At 65.2% G+C, this 21,386-nt stretch carries 2 protein-coding genes; both read right to left on the bottom strand.

Translation table 11 applies throughout. The features are described 5' to 3' along the window. Positions 1-8: 8 nt before the first annotated feature. Complete coding sequence (locus tag LIS66_RS10805; RefSeq protein ID WP_227974224.1) at positions 9-8,306, bottom strand: non-ribosomal peptide synthetase; 8,298 nt, start codon at positions 8,304-8,306, stop codon at positions 9-11. Continuing rightward, positions 8,303-21,268: a non-ribosomal peptide synthetase gene (locus tag LIS66_RS10800; RefSeq protein ID WP_227974223.1), complete on the bottom strand. Its 12,966-nt coding sequence runs from the start codon at positions 21,266-21,268 to the stop codon at positions 8,303-8,305. The genes LIS66_RS10805 and LIS66_RS10800 overlap by 4 nt, the downstream gene beginning before the upstream one ends. Positions 21,269-21,386: the final 118 nt, after the last annotated feature.

Raw genomic sequence — 21,386 nt, 5'->3', positions numbered from 1 at the left:
CACATCAATCAGGAGAGCATTGCCTTGGCCGGCCGTTTCAGCCCCTCGTGCCACCACGCGGCGAAACTCATTACGTTGGGTGCCTTGAGCAACGTGAAATGGTTGCCCGGGCCGTACCACACCGTCAGATCCGTCACCTCGCGACGCCAGCCTTCGATCATCGCCGCCTGCTCGCGCTGATTGCCCGCCGCATCCAGTGTCGGATCGTCAACCAGCGCCAGGCGCACCGGGCCGCTGTAACGCTGACGCGGTTGATAAACCGTGCGCAGGGCGCTGGCGAAGGTGCGCGTCGAGCCAAGCAAGGACTGCGGCGTTGTCCGCGCCGACAGCACGCCCGCACGCACCATGCCTTCGTGCAACAAACGCAATTGCGTGGCGTCATCGGCCTCGGAGAAAACCTCGGCATCGATGCCCAGGGAGGTGCCTGACGACAGTTGCAACGCCTCGATCAGCCGCTGCAATGCAGCGGTCGCGGTGTAGGGTTTGCCGATCACCCCGTTGCCGCCGGGGGATTCACTGTCGATCAGCGTCAATGACGCCACTTCGCGCCCCTCAGCCTGCAATTGCGCGGCCATGGCATGCGCCACCCAGCCGCCGAAGGAATGCCCGACCAAGTGCAGCGGCCCGTGCGGATAGAGTCGCTCAATAGCGCGCAGGTAAAACCGCGCCGCCACCTCGACCTGACTGTGCGGCACCGCGCCGCCGTCCAGCCCGCGCGGTTGCAGACCATGGATCGGCCACTCGGAACCGAGGGCCTCGGAGAGATGAATGAAGCCGGTGACACTGTCGCCGGCACCCGGCACGCAGAAGATCGGCGCCCGGGCACTGTCGCCAGTCTGGATGGTCACCAACGGTTGATAGACCGGCAATGCCGGCGCCTGGGCCGCCTCCAGTGCCTGACCGATGGCCTGACCCAGCGCCTGAATATGCGGCGCTTTCATCATGCTCTGGTGATCGCCGGGCACATCGATGCAGTGCAACTCGGCATCTGGCAGATCTTCGGCCCAGCCGAGGGTCGGGCTGAGCGTCGCCATTGCCGCCGAACGTTGCTGCGCGCGGAACACATGCAGCGGCACCGGCAGCGCACTGATGCGGTAATGCGCCAGCGCGTGTCCGTGCGCCACTTCGCGATCAAGGTAATGCCAGGCATCCGCTGCCGTGGCAACCGCCAACTCGGGATGGAGCAATTGCTGCTGTTGGCAGCGCTCGAGCAGTTCGGCGAAGGTCAGGCTTTCCAGTTCGGCTTGCAACGCTGTCAGCGCCGTCAACCCGCGCTGGCCATCGTCGCCAAGGCCAAGCCAGTGCGCGGTGCAATGCAGAATCAATTGGCGCTTGTGCACGTGGGCATCGTTCCAGCGAGCCTTGTGCGGATCGGCCAGGCGCGGCACATAGCTGTCGATCAGGCCGATGAACTCGACCCTTTCGTCCAGCCCCAGCAATTGCTGGGCGACTTCATAAGCCAGCACCCCGCCAAACGACCAGCCTGCCAATCGATAAGGCCCGTGGGGCTGTCTGCGACGAATGATCCCGACCATGCGGGTGGCCAGGCATTCGAGGGTGCGCAGTTGCGTCTGGCCGAACTCGATGCCGGGCAAACCGTAAATCGGAAAACTCCCATCGATGTGCCGTCCCAGCGCCGGGAAATACACATCGCGACCGCTGAATTCATGCACCAGAAACAACGGCGTGCCGTGATCGCCAGCGCGTACCACGATCAGCCCCGGTTCCTCCTCGATAACGCCGTCACGTTCAGTGAGCAGCGCAGCCGCCGCCTCGATGCTCGGGTGCTGGAACAGCTCGGCCAGGGTCATCGGCAGACCGGCCTGCTGCATCTCGTTGACCAGCCTCACTGCCAGCAACGAATGCCCGCCCAGTTCGAAGAAGTTGTCGTGGCGACCCACCCGTTCAACCTGGAGAACCTCGCGCCACAACTCGGCGAGACGACTTTCCACGGCATTGCCCGGCGCCTCGTACACGCGGTTGAGCATTGCCTCTTGCGTCGGTGCCGGCAGGGCCTTGCGATCAATTTTGCCGTTGTTGTTCAGCGGCAACGTCGCCAGTCGCACCCACGCCGACGGCACCATGTATTCCGGCAGCCGGGCCTGCAACAACGCGCGCAGCGTGGCGCTTTGCAACTCGGCATCGGCGGCGCTGTAATAGGCGACCAAGCGTGTTTGCGTGCCGTCTCGCCGCGCCAGTACCACCGCCTCTTTCACGCCGGGGCAACTGAGCAGGCGGTTTTCGATCTCGCCCAGCTCGATGCGGAAACCGCGAATCTTCACCTGATCGTCATTGCGACCGATGCACTCAAGTTGCCCCGGCGCGAGCCAGCGCACCAGATCGCCGGTGCGGTACATCATCGCTTCGGGCCGGCGGCTGAACGGGTCGTGGAGGAATTTCTCCGCCGTCAGCTCGGGACGATTGAGGTAACCCAGGGCAACGCCCTGCCCGCCGATGTGCAACTCACCAGTAACGCCGAACGGTACCGGTTGCTGACAGCCATCAAGCACATACACCTGAGTGTTGGAAATCGGCCCGCCGATCGGCACGCTGTCGGCATCCTCGGCGACGCTCTGCACGGCAAACGTGGTGGCGTAAGTGGTGGTTTCCGTTGGCCCGTAGCAATGCACCAGACGCAGCTGCGGCGCCTCGGCGCGCAACTTGCGAAACGCCGCCGGATCGCCGCGCTCGCCGCCGCAGAGCAGAATGCGCAAGCTCTTGAGGGCGTCGGGAATCAGCTGCACATACTGGTTGAACAGCGCGGTGGTGAGGAACAGGATGCTCGCGCCGCTGCGCTTGAGTTCGGCGCCGAACGCCTGCGGATCGAGCAAGGTGGCATGCTCGATGATCGCCACCCGCGCGCCGTTGAGCAGTGCGCCCCAGACGTCCATGGTGCTCGCGTCGAATGCCGGGTTGGAGGCGAATGCCACGCAGTCCTGCCGATTGAAATCGGCGTAGCCGTTGTTGATCACCAGCCGCGTGATCGCCCGGTGCGGGACCATCACGCCTTTGGGCATGCCGGTGGAGCCGGAGGTGTACATGATGTACGCCAGCGACTCTGCCGACTGCTGCAGATCCGGGTTGTAGCTGGGCTGAGCGCCGAGCGCCAGCCGATCGAGATCGATGCGCCGTGCGGCAAACGTCAGCGTGGTTGTGCTGTGGCTCAGCAGCGCGGCCGCCTGGCAATCCTCGACCATGAACGCCAGGCGCTCGCTCGGTGCATGAATATCCAGCGGCACCCACGCTGCCGCGCACTTGCCGATCGCCAGTTGCGCGATCAGCAGATCCAGCGAGCGCGGCAACAGGATCGCCACCGCATCCCCGGGTTTCACGCCCTCGCCGAGCAGATGATGCGCCAGCCGATTGGCCCTGCGGTTCAACTCGGCATAGCTCAGGGTCTGCTCGCCATGCAGCGCGGCGACAGCGTCGGGTTGTCGCAAGGCCAGCGCTTCGAACAAACGCTGCACCGTGTCGTTCTGCGGGTACTCGCGCTCGGTGTCATTGAAGTCCACCAGCAAGCGCTGGCGTTCTTCGTCCTGCACCAGCGGCACCTCGTCGAGCAGCGCCTGATCGTTGGCAACCATGGCCTGCAGCAATTGCCGCAGGTAACCGACGAAACGCTGCACCGTGGCTTCATCGAACAGCGCCGTGGCGTATTCCAGCCAGCCGCCAATGCCCTCGGGCGTGTCGCCGAGGGTCAAGGTCAGGTCGAACTTGGCAAAGTGACTCGGCTCGGCCACCGCTTCCAGGGTCAGATCGCCCAGGGCCAGCGCCGGGCCGTCGCTGTTGCGCCAGTTGAACATGGTCTGGAACAACGGACTGTGCGCCAGACTTCGCACCGGTCGGGTGATTTCCACCACTTGTTCGAACGGCAGATCCTGATGCGCCTGGGCTTGCAACGTCAGCGCCTTGACCCGCGCCAGCAGCGCTGCGCCGGTCAACTCGCCGGAGGTGTCGATGCGCAGCGCCAGGGTGTTGACGAACAGGCCGATCATGCCCTCGACTTCGACCCGATTGCGGTTCGCCACCGGCGAGCCGACGACCACATCGGTCTGCCCGGCCAGACGCCCGAGCAATACTGCCCAGGCGCTGAGCAGGGTCATGTACAACGTCACGCCGTGGCGCTGGCTCAAGGCCTTGAGCCCGGCGCTCAAACGCTCATCCAGTTGCAGGTCAATGCTGCTGCCGGCGTAGTCCTGCTGCGCCGGTCGCGGCCGATCGGTGGGCAGGGTGAGCAAGGCCGGCACCTCGCGCAGGGTGCGTTGCCAGTATTCGCTCTGACGCTGCAATACCTCGCCGCTCAACCAGCGCCGCTGCCACACCGCGTAGTCACTGTATTGCAGGGTCAGCGCCGGCAACGGATCGTCTTCGCCCTGACTGAATGCCTGATACAGCGCCATCAGTTCACGGGTCAGCACGCCCATCGACCAACCGTCAGAAATGATGTGGTGCAGCGTCAGCAGCAGCACGTGATGATCATCGGCCAGACGCACCAGGCGCCCGCGTATCAGCGGGTCATCAAGCAGATCGAACGGCCCCGAGGCTTCGCCCTGAATCAGCGCCTGCAACGCCTCGTCCGCCTGCGAGTGCTGGCGCAGATCCTCGACGCGCAACAGCAGGCCGCTGTCGACCGGCGCGATCAGCACCTGAGCGTCGCCATCCAGCGGAGCGAAGCGGCTGCGCAATGTCTCGTGGCGCGCGACGATACGCGCCAGCGCGCGTTGCAGGGCAGCGGCGTCGAGGGCACCGCGCAAGCGCAGGGCGATCGGGATGTTGTAGGCGGTGTTGGCGCCCTCCATCTGCGTCAGAAACCAGAAGCGCTGCTGCGAAAACGACAGCGGCAGCGCCGTTTCACGTGGTACCGGCAGGATCGGCGGTTGCGTGCAGCGCCCGGCCTCGGTCAACACCTGCGCCACCGCCGCCAGCTCGGCGTTGGCAAACAGGTCGCTGAGCACCAGCTCGACGCCCAGGCGCTGCCTGACCTGCGCGACCATGCGCATGGCCAGCAGCGAATGCCCGCCCAGTTCGAAGAAATGGTCCTCGCGCCCTACCCGCTCGACCTGCAACACCTCGGCCCAGATGTCCGCCAGTGCGGTCTCAACTTCGCCCTGCGGCGCGGCGTATTCGCGGGCGAACAGCGCCGAGCGTTCGGGTTTCGGCAGGGCTCTGCGGTCGAGTTTGCCGTTGGCGGTCAGCGGCAGTTCGTCGAGTTTGACCAGGGCGGACGGCACCATGTATTCCGGCAGTTGGCTCAGCAGCAGCGCGCGCAGTTCAGCCACGGCCAGCGCCTGCACCTGAGTCTGCTCGGTGAAATACGCCACCAGCCGCGGCTGCCCCGGCTGATCCTCACGGGCCACGACCACCGCTTGCTGAATACCGGGCAGCTGATTGAGGCGGTTTTCGATCTCTCCCGGTTCGATGCGCACGCCGCGAATTTTCACCTGATCGTCGTTGCGCCCGAGGTACTCCAGGGTGCCATCGCAGCGCCAGCGCGCAAGGTCGCCGGAGCGGTACATGCGTGCCTGCGGCGCACTGCTGAATGGATCGCGCAGAAAGCGTTCGGCGGTCAGCTGCGGCTGGTTCAGATAACCCCGGGCGACGCCGCTGCCGCCGATGTACAACTCGCCGACCGCGCCGATCGGCACCGGGCGCTGTTGCTCGTCGAGCAGATACACCGTGGCATTGCTCACCGGTTTGCCGATGTGCAACGCATCAGCGCTGTCGATGCGCCCGGAAGTGGCGACCACCGTGGTCTCGGTCGGGCCGTAATTGTTGATCACGTCGAAACGCTGGTTGCGCGAGAACTGGCGCAAGCGGTCGCCGCCGATCAGCAGCGTGCGCAAGGTCGGGTGTTCCAGGTGTTGGCTGAAGGCGTATTCGGCCACCGGCGTGGGCAGGAAACTCACGTCCAGCGGCTGCGCCCGCCACCAGTCGAGCAAGGCGTCGATGTCTTCGCTGCCGTCATGGGCCGGCGCAATGTGCAAGGTCGCCCCCGCGCACAGCGCCGGCCAGACCTCCCAGGCCATGGCATCGAAACCGAATCCGGCAAGGCTCGAAGTGTGGCGGCCGGCACACAGGTCAAAGGCCGCGCAGTGCCAATCGACGAGGTTGGACAGGGTGTGGTGTTCAACCATCACACCCTTGGGCAAACCGGTCGAGCCGGAGGTGTAGATGACGTAGGCCAGATGGCTGGCCTGCAGATTCGGCAGCTGCGGGTTGCGGGTGATGCCCAGCGGCCAGGTGCGCGGGTCGAGATTGAGCACCGGCACCGCCAGCAGCGGCAAGCGGTCGCGCAGATCGGCGCTGGTCAACACCGCGACCGGGGCACTGTCGCGCAGCAGATGCAGCAGGCGTTCGGCCGGGTGCGCCGGATCGACCGGCACATAACCGGCGCCGGCCTTGAGGATCGCCAGCAAACCCACCAGCGCGTGCAGCCCGCGGCGCGCGACGATGGCAACGCGGTCATCAGGCTGCACGCCCAAGTCGATCAACTGGTGCGCCAGCGCATTGGCCCGGTGGTTCAACTCGGCAAACGTCAGCGACTCGCCCAGATGCACCGCCGCCAGCGCATCCGGCCGCGCCAGCACTTGCGCTTCGAAACGCTGCTGGATCGGCAGCGCCGCCGGGTAATCGACCTGACTGGCATTGAACCCGTGCAACAGTTGCTCGCGTTCGGCGGCGGGCAGTACCGACAACCGATTCAGCGGCGTCTCCGGCGCGTGTTCCAGCGCCGACAGCACTTGTTCCACTGCGTGCAGCAGATAGGCGCAGAGACGTTCACCCTCAACGGCGCGGGTGGCCAGCAAGGTCAGGCTGAAGCGGTCGCCGAAGTCATCGATGCTCAGGGTCAGCGGATAATTGGTGCGTTCTTCCGAACGCAGCACGCTGATGCCTTCCCACGCGGCAAGTGCTTCGGCGCTGGCACTGCCGTTGGAAGCGCTGTGCCGATAGTTGAGCAGCGTGCTGAACAACGGCGACGACGCGACCACGCCACTGCAACGCTGCGCCAATGCCAGCGGCGCATGTTCGTGACGCATCAGCGTGGTCAGCCGCGCGTGGGTGGCCTTGATCGCCTCACTGACCGCCAGCGCCGTAATGTCGACCCGCAGCGGCAAGGTGTTGATGAAGATGCCCAGCGCTCGTTCGGTGCCTTCTGCGTTGTGCATGCGCCCCATCAGCACCGTGCCGAACACCACGCTCGCTTGCCCGGTGAGGGCGCTCAGCACCTGGCCCCAACCGAGGTGAAACAGGCTGGCGACGCTGACGCCCTGGCGGCGTGCCTGCGCGCGCAAGCGACGCTCCAGTGGCAGCTCGAGCGCCTGACTGAATTCGACGATGTCACTGCCGTCGCCGTGCACACTTTGCAGGCCATACGGCAGAGTCGGCTGGTCGATGTCAGCCAGCATGTCGCGGAAAAACGCTTCGTGTTGCGCCTCGCTGATGCCCAGGCGTGCCTGCGCCACGTAATTGCGAAACGGCACCGGCGCGCCCAACCGCGCGGCGTGCCCGCTCAGGCAAGCCTGCAATTCCTCGCTGACCACCGCCAGTGCCGAGTGGTCCATCGCCATGTGATGAAACAGCAGCATCGCGACGATGCGTTGCTCGCGTTCATCCCAGGCATGCGCCAGCCGCAGCAGCGGCGCGCGGGTGACGTCGAGGCGAAACTGGCGGGCGTCGAAACGCGCGTGCAATTGTGCCAACGCATCGCCGCCATCGGCCTCCAGCGTCACTTCTTCCAGCGGCAGGCGCGCCTCACGCATGACCACTTGCAGCGGCGTGTCGAGACCTTCCCAGAACACTGCGGTGCGCAGGATGTCGTGGCGGTCGATGACCGTCTGCAAGGCATCGACGAATGCCTGCAAACGCTGCGCTCCGCTGAACGCGAAATGCGCCTGCATGACGTAGGGGTCGCCGTGTTGCGCGCTGACGTGGTGATAGAGAATGCCTTCCTGCAACGGCGTCAGCGGATAGATGTCCTGCACGTTGGCAGCGCCGCCGGGAATGCCTTGGAGAAGCTGATCGAGGCTCTCCTGGCTCAGTTGCGCGAGGGTCAGCATTGCCGGGGTGATGTGGGTGCAGCCGGCCGCAATACCATTGGCCGGCACCTCGACCTGGCCGACCCTGGCCGCTGAATATTCGCCGGCCTTGATCAGCTCGATCAGCGCCGCCTTGTGTTCGCGCAACGACGCCAGCAATGCCGGATCGCCCAGCGCCTGCTTGTTGCCATTGACGCGCAACTGGTCGTCCGTGACCGTCAACTGGATGTCGCGGGCTTTGAGTGTCGCCAACAAGGGATTGAGGTTCACAGGACGATCTCCATTCTTTCCGTGATTGCTGCGTAACCGGCCAGCGTCGGTTGTTCGAACAACGCCCGCACGTCGGCCTCCATGCCTTCCTGTTGCAACCGGCCGACCAGACTCACCGCCAGCAACGAATGCCCGCCCAGCTCGAAAAAGTGGTCATGCCGCCCTACCCGTTCGACATTGAGCAACTCGCACCACAGCCGCGCCAGGGCGATTTCCACCTCGCCGACCGGCGCCTCATACGGCCGGCTGATCAGCGCATCCTGATTCGGTGCGGGCAACGCCTTGCGATCGAGTTTGCCGTTGGGGCTGAGCGGCAACCGATCGAGATGAACGAAGGTCGCCGGGACCATATAGTCCGGCAAACCGTGCAGTAACGTCGCACGCAGGATGTCGATGTCCAGCCGCGAGCCGGTGTAGTACGCCACCAGGCGTTTGTCCCCCGGCACGTCTTCGCGGGCCACTACCGCCGCCTCCTGGACGCCGTCGATCCGGCTCAGGCAGGCCTGGATTTCACCCAGTTCGATGCGCAGGCCGCGAATCTTCACCTGATCGTCATTGCGCCCGAGGTATTCGATATTGCCGTCGGCACGATAGCGAGCGATATCGCCGGTGCGGTACATACGCGCTTGCGCCTGGGCGCTGAACGGGTCGCGCAGAAAACGTTCGGCGCTGAGCTCGGCGCGGTTCAGATAGCCGCGCGCCACCTGCACGCCACCGATATACAGCTCGCCGACAACGCCTTGCGGCACCGGTTGTTGCTGCGCGTCGAGGATGTACATCCGCGTGTTGGCGATCGGTTTGCCGATCGGCGTATTGTCCGGCGTGTCCAGCAGCGGCCCGGCGCAATTCCACGCGGTGACGTCCACCGCCGCTTCGGTCGGGCCATACAGGTTGTGCAACTGACTGGCGGGCAACTGCTGTTTGAAACGCCGCACCAGACTGCCGGGCAACGCCTCACCGCTGCACATCACCTGGCGCAACCCGGCACAGCGCTCGGTCTGGCCGTGGGCGAGGAACACGTCGAGCATCGATGGCACAAAATGCACAGTCGTGACCTGTTCGCGCTCGATCAGCTCGCTCAGGTAGACCGGTTCCTTGTGCCCGCCAGGACGCGCCAGCAGCAGGCGTGTGCCGGTCATCAGCGGCCAGAAAAACTCCCAGACCGATACGTCGAAACTGAATGGCGTTTTTTGCAGCACGGTGTCCGCCGCCGTCAGCGCGCAGGCATCCTGCATCCACAGCAAACGGTTGACCACTGCGCCGTGCTCGTTGGCCACGCCTTTCGGTTGACCGGTCGAGCCAGAGGTGTAGATCACATAGGCCAGATTCGCCGACGTCAGGCCGCTGACCGGCGGATTGCTCGCCGGCAAATCGCGCCAGGTCTCCTGCTCCAGATTGATCACCGGCACTGCCAGTGCACCGGCCAGCGCGGCCGTGCTGCCTTGCACCAGCAGCGCCAGCGGTGCGCTGTCGGCAAGCATGTAGGCGATGCGTTCGGCCGGGTAGTCCGGGTCCAGCGGTACGTAAGCGCCGCCAGCCTTGAGGATCGCCAACAGGCCAACAACCATGGCGACACTGCGTTCGACGCAGATCGCCACCCGCGAGTCCGCCTGCACCCCGAGTCCGATCAGGTGGTGGGCCAGACGATTGGCGCGCTCGTTGAGCTGTTGGAAATCCACCCGTTGATCAGCCATCTGCACGGCGACGGCCTGCGGCGTGCGCAGCACTTGAGCTTCGAACAGGCCGTGCAGGGTTTGCTGCAAGTCGTAATCGACCGCCGTCGCGTTGAAGTCGAACAGCAAGCGCTGGCGCTCGGCATCCGGCAACACCGATAACTGCTCGATCGGTTGCTGCGGCGTCTGTTCCAAGGCATCGACCAAGCGCTGCAACGCTGTTTCCATATAGCGGCAGATGCGCAACGCACCGACCTCCGCCGAGGTGATCGCGCTGAGCCTGAAACCCGTGCCAAAGTCGTCGACGTTGAGGCTCAGCGGATAGTTGGTGCGTTCCTCGCTGTGCAAGGTCTCGATGCCTTGCCAAGCCGGGTGCGCTTGCGCTGGCGTCGCGCTGCCATGGCGATAGTTGAGCATCGCGCTGAACAACGGCGCCGGTGCGGCGATCCGGCTGCAACGCTGGGCCAGCGCCAGCGAAGCATGCTCATGCGCCAACAGGCCGGTGAGTTGCTCATGGGTGGCCGCCAGGGCCGCGCGCACCGTCTGCGCAGCTAGATCGACGCGCAGCGGCAAGGTATTGATGAACATGCCGAGCCCGCGATCCGCCCCCGCCCCGCCCTGCATCCGGCCCATCAGCACGGTGCCGAACACCACCCGCTGCTGGGCGGAGGTGGCGCCCAGGACTTGCGCCCAGGCCAGATGAAACACGCTGGCGACGCTCATGCCCAGCTGTCGCGCCTGACTGCGCAGACGCTGTGCCAGCGCATCGGGCAGTGCCAGCGCCGCTTCCTCATAAGTACCCGCCGCAGCATTGACCTCATGCAGACCGAACGGCAGCGTCGGTTCATCGACATCGCCGAGCATGTCGCGGAAGAACCCTTCGTGCTCCGCCTCACTGATGCCCAGCCGCGCCTGCGCTACATAGTTGCGGTACGGCGCCGCCGGGGGCAGCGAGCGCTGTTCGCCAGCGAGGCTGATCTGCATTTCTTCGCGCACGACTTCCAGTGCCGTGTGATCGAGGGCGATGTGATGGAACAACAGCAGGCCGGCCACTTGTCCGGTGGCCGGATCGCGGGCGTACAACAAGCGGATCAGCGGCGCCTTGCCGAGATCCAGCGAACGCGTCGACAGTTGCTCGAACGCGACTTCCTCCACCGGCAATTGCGCCTCGCGCCACACCACTTGCACCGGCGCGGCGAGGCCCTGCCAGACGATCGAAGTGCGCAGGATGTCATGGCGCGCCATGACCTGACGCAACGCACTGGCGAACGCCTCGACGCGCTCGACACTGGCGAACGTCAACCGTGAATGCAGCACGTACGGGTCGTTCTGCCCGGCGGTGATGTGGTGGTAGAGAATGCCTTCCTGCAACGGCGCCAGCGGGTAAATGTCCTGCACATTGGCCGCACCGCCCGGCACCGTGGCGACGATGCGCTCGATGCTGGCCTGATCCAGTTGCAGCAGACTGAGCATGTCGGGCGTGATGCAGGTGCAGTGCGCGGCGATGCCGTTGGCCGGCACCACAATCTCGCGGCCGCTGCCGATCGCCGCCGCCAGCGCCGCCAGTGTCGGCTGGTTGAACAGCACACGCACGTCGGTAGTCAGGTCGATCTGACGCATGCGTTCGATGACGCTGACCGCCAGCAACGAGTGCCCGCCGAGCTCGAAGAAATTATCGTGGCGGCCAACCTGCGCAACCCTGAGCACCTCGCTCCAGATCTGCGCCAGCGCGGTTTCCACCGGGCCCTGCGGCGCTTGGTACTGACGGCTGAGCCAAGCGTTTTGCTCCGGTTCCGGCAAGGCCTTGCGGTCGAGTTTGCCGTTGGCGGTCAACGGCAAGGCGTCGAGGCGCACGTAGGCCGCCGGCAGCAACGCTTGCGGCAAGCGCGATTGCAAATGCTCACGCAGGTCCTCGAGATCGAGCGGCCCACGCGCGGTGAACCACGCCAGCAACTGCCCGTCGCGCACTTGTGCCACAGCGTCCTGCAGCGCCGGATGACTGGCCAGCGCCGCTTCGATTTCGCCGAGTTCCACGCGCACACCGCGCAGTTTGACCTGATCGTCAGTGCGCCCCAGATACTCCAGCGTGCCGTCGGTGCGCCAGCGCACCAAGTCGCCGGTGCGATACATGCGCGCCCCAGGCTCATGGCTGAACGGGTCGGCGAGGAAGCGCTCGGCGGTCAACTCATCGCGGTTCAGGTACCCCCTGGCCACGCCTGCGCCGGCGACGTACAACTCGCCTCTGACCCCAACCGGCAACAGCTGCTGCCGGCCATCGAGGACGTACACCCTGGCATTGGCAATCGGTCGGCCAATATGCAACGCCTGCCCGGCCGCGATGCGCCCCGAGGTCGCCACCACCGTTGCCTCGGTCGGGCCGTAGTTGTTGATCACTTCGAAATTCTGGTCACGCGGGAATTGCCTGAGCTTGTCGCCGCCGATCAACAGCGTGCGCAAGGTCGGATGGCCCAGCTCGCGGCTGAAGGCATATTCCGCCACTGGCGTCGGCAGGAAGCTCACCTGCAACGGCTGCGCGCGCCACCATTCGAGCAACTCATCGAGGTGTTCATTGCCGATCGACGCCGGCGGCAGGTGCAACGTCGCGCCCACGCACAAGGCCGGCCAGACCTCCCAGGCCATGGCGTCGAATCCGAATCCGGCGACACTGGCGGTATGGCTGCCGGCGCGCAGATCGAAGGCTGCGGCGTGCCAGTGCACCAGGTTTTCCAGGGTGCGGTGTTCGACCATTACGCCTTTTGGCTGGCCAGTGGAGCCCGAGGTGTAGATCACGTAGGCGAGATGATCGGCCGTCAAATCGCCGACTTCAGGATTGCGGTCCGGCCGGTCATGCCAACGCTCGTCGCCAAGATCGATCACCGGCACCGCCACCCTGCCCGGTTCCACGCCGGACACCAGCAGCGCCAGCGGTGCGCTGTCGGCCAGCAGATAGGCAATGCGTTCGGCCGGATGTGCCGGGTCGATCGGCACATAGGCCGCGCCAGCCTTGAGCACAGCGAGCATGGCCAGCAGCATGTGCGGGCCACGCCGGGTGGAAATCGCCACCCGCGCGTCGGGCCGAACGCCCAGCTCAAGCAGGTAATGCGCGAGGCGATTGGCCTGTTGATTGAGCTGCGCATAGGTCAGCTGGTGTTCGCCCGCGTGCAGCGCCAGCGCGTGCGGGTTGAGCAGCGCTTGCGCCTCGAACAGGCGGTGCACCGTCTGCGCTGGCGGGAAGGCCACAGCGCTGGCGTTGAACTGTGTGAGCACTCGTTCGCGCTCGGATGGCGGCAGGATCGCCAGCCGATCCAGTGCCTGTTCGGGATCCTGCTCCAGCGCCGCCACCAGCACTGCCAGCGCGCTGTGCATCAGCTCGCAGACCCGTTGCGCACCAACCTCGGCGGGCGTCAGCACCGACAAATCGAAGCCCTCGCCGAGATCGTTGATGCTCAGCGTCAGTGGATAATGGCTGCGCCCCTCATGAGCAAGAAACTCGATCCCCTGCCACGCCTCCTCGTCAGACTGGCGCGAGGCGCTGTGCCGATAATTCAGCACCGAACTGAACAGCGGCAACGGTGCGGCAACCGCACTGCAACGCTGGGCCAGCGCCAGTGAAGCGTGTTCGTGACCGAGCAGCGCAGCCAGCCGCTGATGCACGCCGCGCAGTGTTGCACCGACGCTTGCCTCACCGACTTCTACGCGCAACGGCAAGGTATTGATGAACATTCCCAGTGCCCGATCGGCCCCCGCACCGCCCTGCAGGCGACCGAGCAACACGCTGCCGAACACCACGCGCGGCTGCCCGGCCGTGGCCGCCAACACCTGCGCCCAGGCGAGGTGGAACAGACTGGCCGCGCTGACCCCGAAACTGCGCGCCTGCGCCCGCAAACGCCTGCTTAACTCAAGCGGCACTGCGCTGACATGCCCTTCGATGTCCCTGCCGTCATTTTCAACTTCACGCAAACCGAACGGCAGGGTCGGCTCGTCGACGTCGCCGAGCATCTCGCGGAAGAATATCTCGTGTTCCTGCTCGCTGACGCCGTGGCGAGCCTGCGCCACGTAATTGCGATACGGCGCTGCTGCGGGCAGTGGCTCGCTGTTGCCGAGCAAGCCGGCCTGCATCTCCTGCCGCACCACCTCCAGCGCCGTGTGATCGAGGGCGATGTGATGGAACAGCAACATGGCGACGACCCGTTTGTGCTCAGGGTCATCGGCATACACCAGGCGCATCAGCGGCGCCTGGCCGAGGTCGAGGCGCCAGTGCCGGGCGGCGAAACGCCCTTGCAACTGGGCAAGCACATCACCGTCTACAGGGTCCAGCGCCACGCCGTCGACCGCTAACGGCGCCCGTCGCCAGACCAATTGCTGCGGGCTCGGCAATCCCTCCCAGACCACGCTGGTGCGCAGAATGTCGTGGCGCTCGATAATGCCCTGCAGGGCTTTGGCGAAGGCATACAGGCGGTCGATGTCGGCAAAGGCCAGACTCGATTGCAGCAGATACGGATCGCCCGGGCCGGCGCTGATGTGGTGATAAAGAATGCCCTCCTGCAACGGCGCCAGCGGATAAATGTCCTGCACGTTGGCCGCGCCGCCCGGCACCGTGGCGACGATGCGTTCGACACTGGCCTGGTCCAGTTCGCTCAGGCTCAACATGTCCGCGGTGATGTGGCGGCAGTCATCGGCAATGCGATTGGCCGGCACCTCGATTTCGCGACCGCTGCCCAGCGCCGCCGCCAGTGCGGCGAGGGTCGGCTGGCTGAACAGCACCCGCACATCGGCGCTCAGGCCGAGCTGGCGCAGGCGCTCGATCAGGCTGACGGCGAGCAATGAATGCCCGCCCAGTTCGAAGAAATTGTCATGCCGACCGACCTGCGCGACCTCGAGCAGATCGCTCCAGATCTGCGCCAACGCCTGCTCCAATGGACCTTGCGGCGCTGCGTATTCGTGGCTGAGCCAGGCGCTGTGATCCGGCTCCGGCAAGGCTTTGCGGTCAAGCTTGCCGTTGGCGGTCAGCGGCATCGCCTCGACGCGGACATAAGCGGCGGGAATCAGTGCCTCGGGCAGTCGGCTCTGCAAGTGTCGGCGCAGATCAGCGATGTCTACCGCGCTGCGCTCGCTGAACCACGCCAGCAAGCGCCCGTCACGCACCAGCACTACTACGTCTTGCACGGCGCTGTGCGTACTCAGCGCAGCTTCGATTTCCCCCGGCTCGATGCGCACGCCGCGCAGTTTCACCTGATCGTCATTGCGCCCCAGATATTCGAGCGTGCCGTCGGCGCGCCAACGGGCAAGATCGCCAGTGCGATACATGCGCCCATGGGGCTCATCGCTGAACGGATCTTCGAGGAACATGTTGGCACTCAGTGCCGGGCGATTCAGGTAGCCACGAGCGACCCCGGCGCCACCGACATACAGTTCGCCCTGCACGCCCACCGGCACCGGTTGTTGCTGACTGTCGAGCAGATAGATTTTGGCATTGGCGATCGGCCGACCGATGTGCAACGCCTGCCCGGCCTCAATGCGCCCGGACGTCGCCACCACCGTGGCTTCGGTCGGCCCGTAGTTGTTGATCACGTCGAAGGTCTGGTTACGCGGGAACTGCCGGAGCTTGTCGCCGCCGATCAACAACGTGCGCAGGGTCGGATGGCTCAACTCGCGGCTGAACGCGTACTCGGCCACTGGGGTCGGCAGGAAGCTCACTTGCAATGGCTGCGCGCGCCACCATTCGAGCAATTCATCGAGGTGTTCATTGCCGATCGATGCCGGTGGCAAGTGCAGGGTCGCGCCCACGCACAAGGCCGGCCAGACCTCCCAGGCCATGGCGTCGAAACCGAACCCGGCGACGCTGGCGGTATGGCTGCCGGCGTGCAGATCGAAGGCTGCGGCGTGCCAGTGCACAAGGTTTTCCAGGGTGCGGTGTTCGACCATTACGCCTTTTGGCTGGCCGGTAGAGCCGGAGGTGTAGATCACATAGGCGAGATGGGCCGGGGTCAGCGCCGGCAATTGCGGGTTGGCGTCGGACAAATTTGCCCAGCCGTTATTGTCCAGATCGATCAGCGGCACCGTGCCGAGCAAGTCGCGGGTCGAGGCCTCGGCCAGCACTGCCAGCGGATCGCAGTCCTGCAGCAGATAGGCGATGCGCTCGCGGGGATGGGCCGGATCGACCGGCACGTAAGCCGCGCCGGCCTTAAGAATTGCCAGCAACGCGACGAGCATCTGCGGGCTGCGGCGCAGGCATACGGCGACACAATCGTCCGGCTGCACGCCGAGGCCGATCAGGTGCTGGGCCAGACGATTGGCGCGCTGGTTCAGCTGCGCGTAACTCAGACGCTGCTCGCCCTGCACCGCCGCCCAGGCGTCGGGATTCGCCAGCGCTTGCGCTTCGACCAGACGCTGCACAGTCTGCGCGGGCGGGAATGGTTGCGTGGTGTCGTTGAAGCCGAACAACACTTGTTGGCGTTCGCCCGGCGAGACAATCGACAACTGCTGCACGGGCAGCGTCGGCGAGTATTCGAGGGCGTTCACCAGACTGTGCAGTGCGGTTTGCAGATAATCGCAAACCCGCACGCCGTCCACCTGCGGCACTGCTTGCACGTTCAGCAGGAAACCATCGCCGAGGTCATCGACGCTGACCACCAGCGGGTAATTGCTGCGCTCGCGGGAGCAGAGAATGTCGATGCCGTCCCATTCCACTGCAGCAGCGTCCGCCTGACTGTGACGGTAATTGAGCAGCGTGCTGAACAGCGGCGACGTCGCGGCGACACCGCTGCAGCGCTGGGCCAAGGCCAGTGACGCCTGCTCGTGGCCGAGCAACTGCGCCAGGCGTTGGTGGGTGACACGCACGCTGTCCTGCACCGATTCGGCGCCGACAGTGACGCGCAACGGCAAGGTGTTGATGAACATGCCCAACGCACGATCGGCGCCAGCGCCGCCCTGCATGCGCCCCAGCAGAACGGTGCCGAAGACCACGTCCTGCTGACCGGAAACCTGCGCCAGCACCTGCGCCCAGGCCTGATGCACGAGACTGGCGATGCTGATGCCGAAGCGCCGCGACACTCCGCGCAAACGTTGTCCGAGGCCAACGTCGAGGGCCAATTGGCTGTCAACGATGGCGCTGCCGTCGCCGAGCACATCCTGCACACCGAACGCCAGTGTCGGCTCGCTGATGTCGCCGAGCATGTCGCGAAAGAACTCCTCGTGCGCTTCGTCATCGGCGCCCGCGCGGGCCTGGGCCACGTAATTGCGGTATTGCACGGCTGGCGGCAGATCATCCGTGCGCCCGAGCAGCAGGTCGTTCATTTCCGCCACCAGCACTTCGAGTGCGGTGTGGTCGAGGACGATGTGATGCATCAGCAGGATGCCGACCCAGCGCTGATTGGCCTGATCTTCGGTATAGGCAAAACGCATCAGCGGCGCCTGGGTCAGATCGAGGCGATAGTGACGCGGATCGAAACGCGCCTGCATCTGCTCCAGTGCGTCGCCGGCAAGCTCGTCGGCATCGACCCGCTCAAGATTCAGCGGCGCCTCGCGCCAGACCACTTGCACCGGCGCCTCCAGCCCCTCCCAGACCACGCTGGTGCGCAGAATGTCATGACGGGTAATCACGCTGTTCAAGGCGCGCACGAAGTCCTTGATCTGCGCCAGGCCGGCAAAGGCAAATTGCGCCTGCAGCACGTAGGGATCGCCGCTGTGGCTGGCGAGGTGGTGGTAGAGAATGCCCGCCTGCAACGGTGCCAGTGCGTAGATGTCCTGAACATTGCCGACACCGCCGGGCACACTGGCGATCACTGTGTCGATGCCAGCCTGATCGAGATCGGCCAACGGCAATTGCTCCGGGGTGATCGCCGTGCAACCGGCTTCGATACGATTGACCGGTACGGCATGCACCTGTGTCGCGCCGAGGGTTGCCGCCAGCGCCGCCACGCTTGGCTGGCCGAACAGCACCCGCACATCGCAGTGCAAGTCGTGTTGACGCATGCGTTCGATCAGCTTCACCGCCAGCAGGGAATGCCCGCCGAGCTCGAAAAAGTTGTCATGCCGACCCACCTGCTCGACGCCGAGCAGGCTCTGCCAAATGCCGGCAATCAGGCTTTCCACCGCGCCTTGCGGCATTTCGAATCCGCGTCGCGCAAACGCATCACTGTCCGGCGCCGGCAGTGCCTTGCGGTCGAGTTTGCCGTTGGCGGTCAGCGGCAAGGCGTCGAGGCGCACAAAGGCGCTGGGCACCATGTAGTCCGCCAGCGAGTCGAGCAGCGTATCGCGCAGCTGCGCCACGCTCGGTTCTTCGCCTTCGGCAGCGGTCCAGTACGCCACCAGTCGCGTGTCGCCGGGGCTGTCTTCGCGGGCGATGACCACGGCGTCGCGCACACCGGCGCAGGCCGACAGGCGTGCCTGGATCTCGCCGAGCTCAATGCGAAAACCGCGGATCTTCACCTGATCATCGTTGCGCCCCAGATAGTCGAGACTGCCGTCGGCGGCCCAGCGCGCCAGATCCCCGGTTTTGTACAGGCGCGCATCGGCGGTGCGGCTGAACGGATCACGAATGAAGCGCTCGGCGGTCAGCTCAGGACGGTTGAGATATCCGCGCGCCACGCCCGCGCCACCGACATACAACTCGCCGGTCACACCGACCGGCACCGGTTCGCCTTGAGGATCGAGCACGTACAGTTGCAGGTCGGCAATCGGCCCGCCGATCGGGCTGACACCGACCAATTGCGCATCGGCGGCCTGCAGCGGCCGATAGGTCACGTGCACGGTGGTTTCGGTGATGCCGTACATGTTCACCAACCGCGTGCCGGCGTTGCCGACCCGGGCGTACCACGGCTTGAGCAGTCCGGGCTCTAGTGCCTCGCCGCCGAAAATCACTTCACGCAGCGAATGCTGCAACCCACTGCGGCCCTGCGCAGCGATCAACTGGCGGAACGCGCCAGGGGTCTGATTGAGCACGGTGACACCGCTGCGGCACAGCAGCGCATAGCATTCATCGGGCGCACGACTGACGGTTTGCGGAACCAGCAACAGTTGCCCGCCGAAGGCCAGCGCCCCCCAGATTTCCCACACCGAGAAATCAAAGGCGAACGAGTGGAACAGCGCCCAGACGTCGCGCTCATTGAACTGAAACCAGTGCGCTGTGGCGCAAAACAGCCGCGCCACGTTGCGATGCTCGACCATGACGCCCTTGGGCAAACCGGTGGAGCCGGAGGTGTAGATCACATACGCCAGACTCGCCGGAGTCAGCCCGGCGATCTGCGGATTGCGCTCGGATTCGCCGCGCAGAGTGTGATCGTCGAGATCGATCAGCGGCACTGGCAGCGCGCCGACCCGCTCTCGGGTGGCAGCTTGCAGCAGCAGTGCCACCGGGGCGCTGTCCTGCAGGGTGAAAGCGATTCGCTCCTGCGGATAGGCCGGGTCGATCGGCACATACGCGGCGCCGGCCTTGAGCACACCGAGCAGGCCGATGATCATTTGCGGGCCACGCTCGACGCAGATCGCCACGCGTTCGTCCGGGCGAATTCCCAGCCCCAGCAGATGATGAGCAACCTGGTTGGCACGGTGATTGAGTTCGCCGTAGCTGAGGCTCTGCCCGTCGAACAGCAACGCAGTGGCATCCGGCCGGGCCTGGGCGTGCGCTTCGAATTGCTGATGAATCAATGGCGTATCGGGGAAATGCGCAAGCGCTGCATGGGCGCCGTGCAAGAGCCGTTCGCGCTCGGCGGCCGGCAGAATCCGGACGCTGTGCAGCGGCGTCGGCGTGCTCGTCTGCAACGCATCGACCAGGCCTTGCAGGGTGGTCTGCAGATAATCGGCGATGCGTTGCGCGCCCAGACTCGACTCCGCGAGTGCGGTGATACGCAAGTCTTCGCCCAGGTCATCGATGTTGACGGTCAGGGGATAGTTGGTACGTTCGCGCGCACCCAGCACTTGCACGCCCGGGGCGATCTCGATGATTTCGGCGACTTCATCGACGCTGCTGTGACGGTAGTTGAGGATCGCGCTGAACAGCGGCGTCGGCACTGCCACCGCACTGCAACGTTGCGCCAGCGCCAGCGAGGCTTGCTCATGGCCGAGCAGCGCGGTCAGGCGGCGATGGGTCAACAGCACGCCGGCGCGCACGTCGTCGGCGCCGACATCGACCCGCAGCGGCAAGGTGTTGATGAACATCCCCAGCGCGTGTTCACCACCCTCGCCGGCCGCCATGCGCCCGAGCAGCACGGTGCCGAACACCACCGCCGTGCGCCCGGACAATTCGCCGAGAACCCGCGCCAGGGCCAGGTGCATGACACTGGCCACGCTCACCCCCAGTTGCCGCGCCTGCTCGCGCAATTGGCGACTCAGGGCGCCGTCGAGCAGCAGCGAGACTTCTTCGATCGAGTGGCCGTCGCCCTGCACATCGCGCAAGCCGCAGGGCAGCGTCGGCTCGTCGATGTCGGCGAGCATCTCGCGGAAAAATGCCTCGTGGGCCGATTCATTTGCGGCCAGCCGCGCCCGCGCCAGATGATCGCGATACGGCACTGGCGCCGCCACTTGCGCGCTGTGCCCGAGCAGAAACGCCTGGGCTTCGCGACGGATCACGTCCAGCGCGAGGTGATCCATGATCAGGTGATGGAACAGCAACAAGGCAACCACGCGGCCATTGCCCGGATCGTCGGCAAATACCAGGCGCAGCAGCGGTGCCTGCCGCACATCGAGACGGAAATGCTGCGGGTCGTGGCGCTGCAACAGTTGCTCGAGCACCTCGCCATTGCCGTTCAATTCGAGCTCTTCGCAGTGCAGCGCAGCCTTGCGCTGGACCACTTGCAACGGTTCGTCCAGGCGCTCCCAGACAAACGAAGTGCGCAGGATGTCGTGGCGGCCGATCATCCATTGCAGCGCATCGGCAAAGGCTTGCAGGCGCTCACGATTGGCAAAGGCAAAGCGCGCCTGCGACACGTACGGGTCGCCCGCCGCTGCCGCCAGATGCAGATAAAGCATGCCCTCTTGCAAGGGCGCCAAGGGGTAGATGTCCTGCACATTCGCCGCACCGCCCGGCACACCGGCGACAATGCGGTCGAGGCTGACCTGATCGAGCGCCACCAGCGGCAGCATGTCCGGGGTGATGCGATACGCCGGACTCAACCAGTCACCGTTGTGCCGCGCGACCAGTTCCAGCAGTTGTGCCTTGTGAGCGGCGAGGCTGTCCCACAACGCATCATCCAGCGCGTCGTCACTGCCCAGAATGACCAGGTCTTCATCTTCCTGTTGAAGGCGGATCGCATGGGTCGAAATAACTGCCATCAGTTCGCTGAAATGCATGGGATAACCTGCTGTAAAGACAAGAAAAAAGGCGCACGCAGCAGCGAGTCCGTGCTCACCGCGCGCAGCCCGGAAAAACTAAAACATCGGCGCGGCGCTGTCTGACATGGGAAGCCGG

Origin of the sequence: Pseudomonas sp. HN2, assembly GCF_020736465.1 — a bacterium.
GTDB classification, from domain to species: domain Bacteria; phylum Pseudomonadota; class Gammaproteobacteria; order Pseudomonadales; family Pseudomonadaceae; genus Aquipseudomonas; species Aquipseudomonas moraviensis_A.
This window is presented reverse-complemented; position numbering and strand designations above follow the sequence as displayed.

Coding starts and splice junctions, on each gene's coding strand:
- LIS66_RS10800 (WP_227974223.1), bottom strand. CDS start 21,268: ATGCATTTCAGCGAACTGATGGCAGTTATTTCGACCCATGCGATCCGC.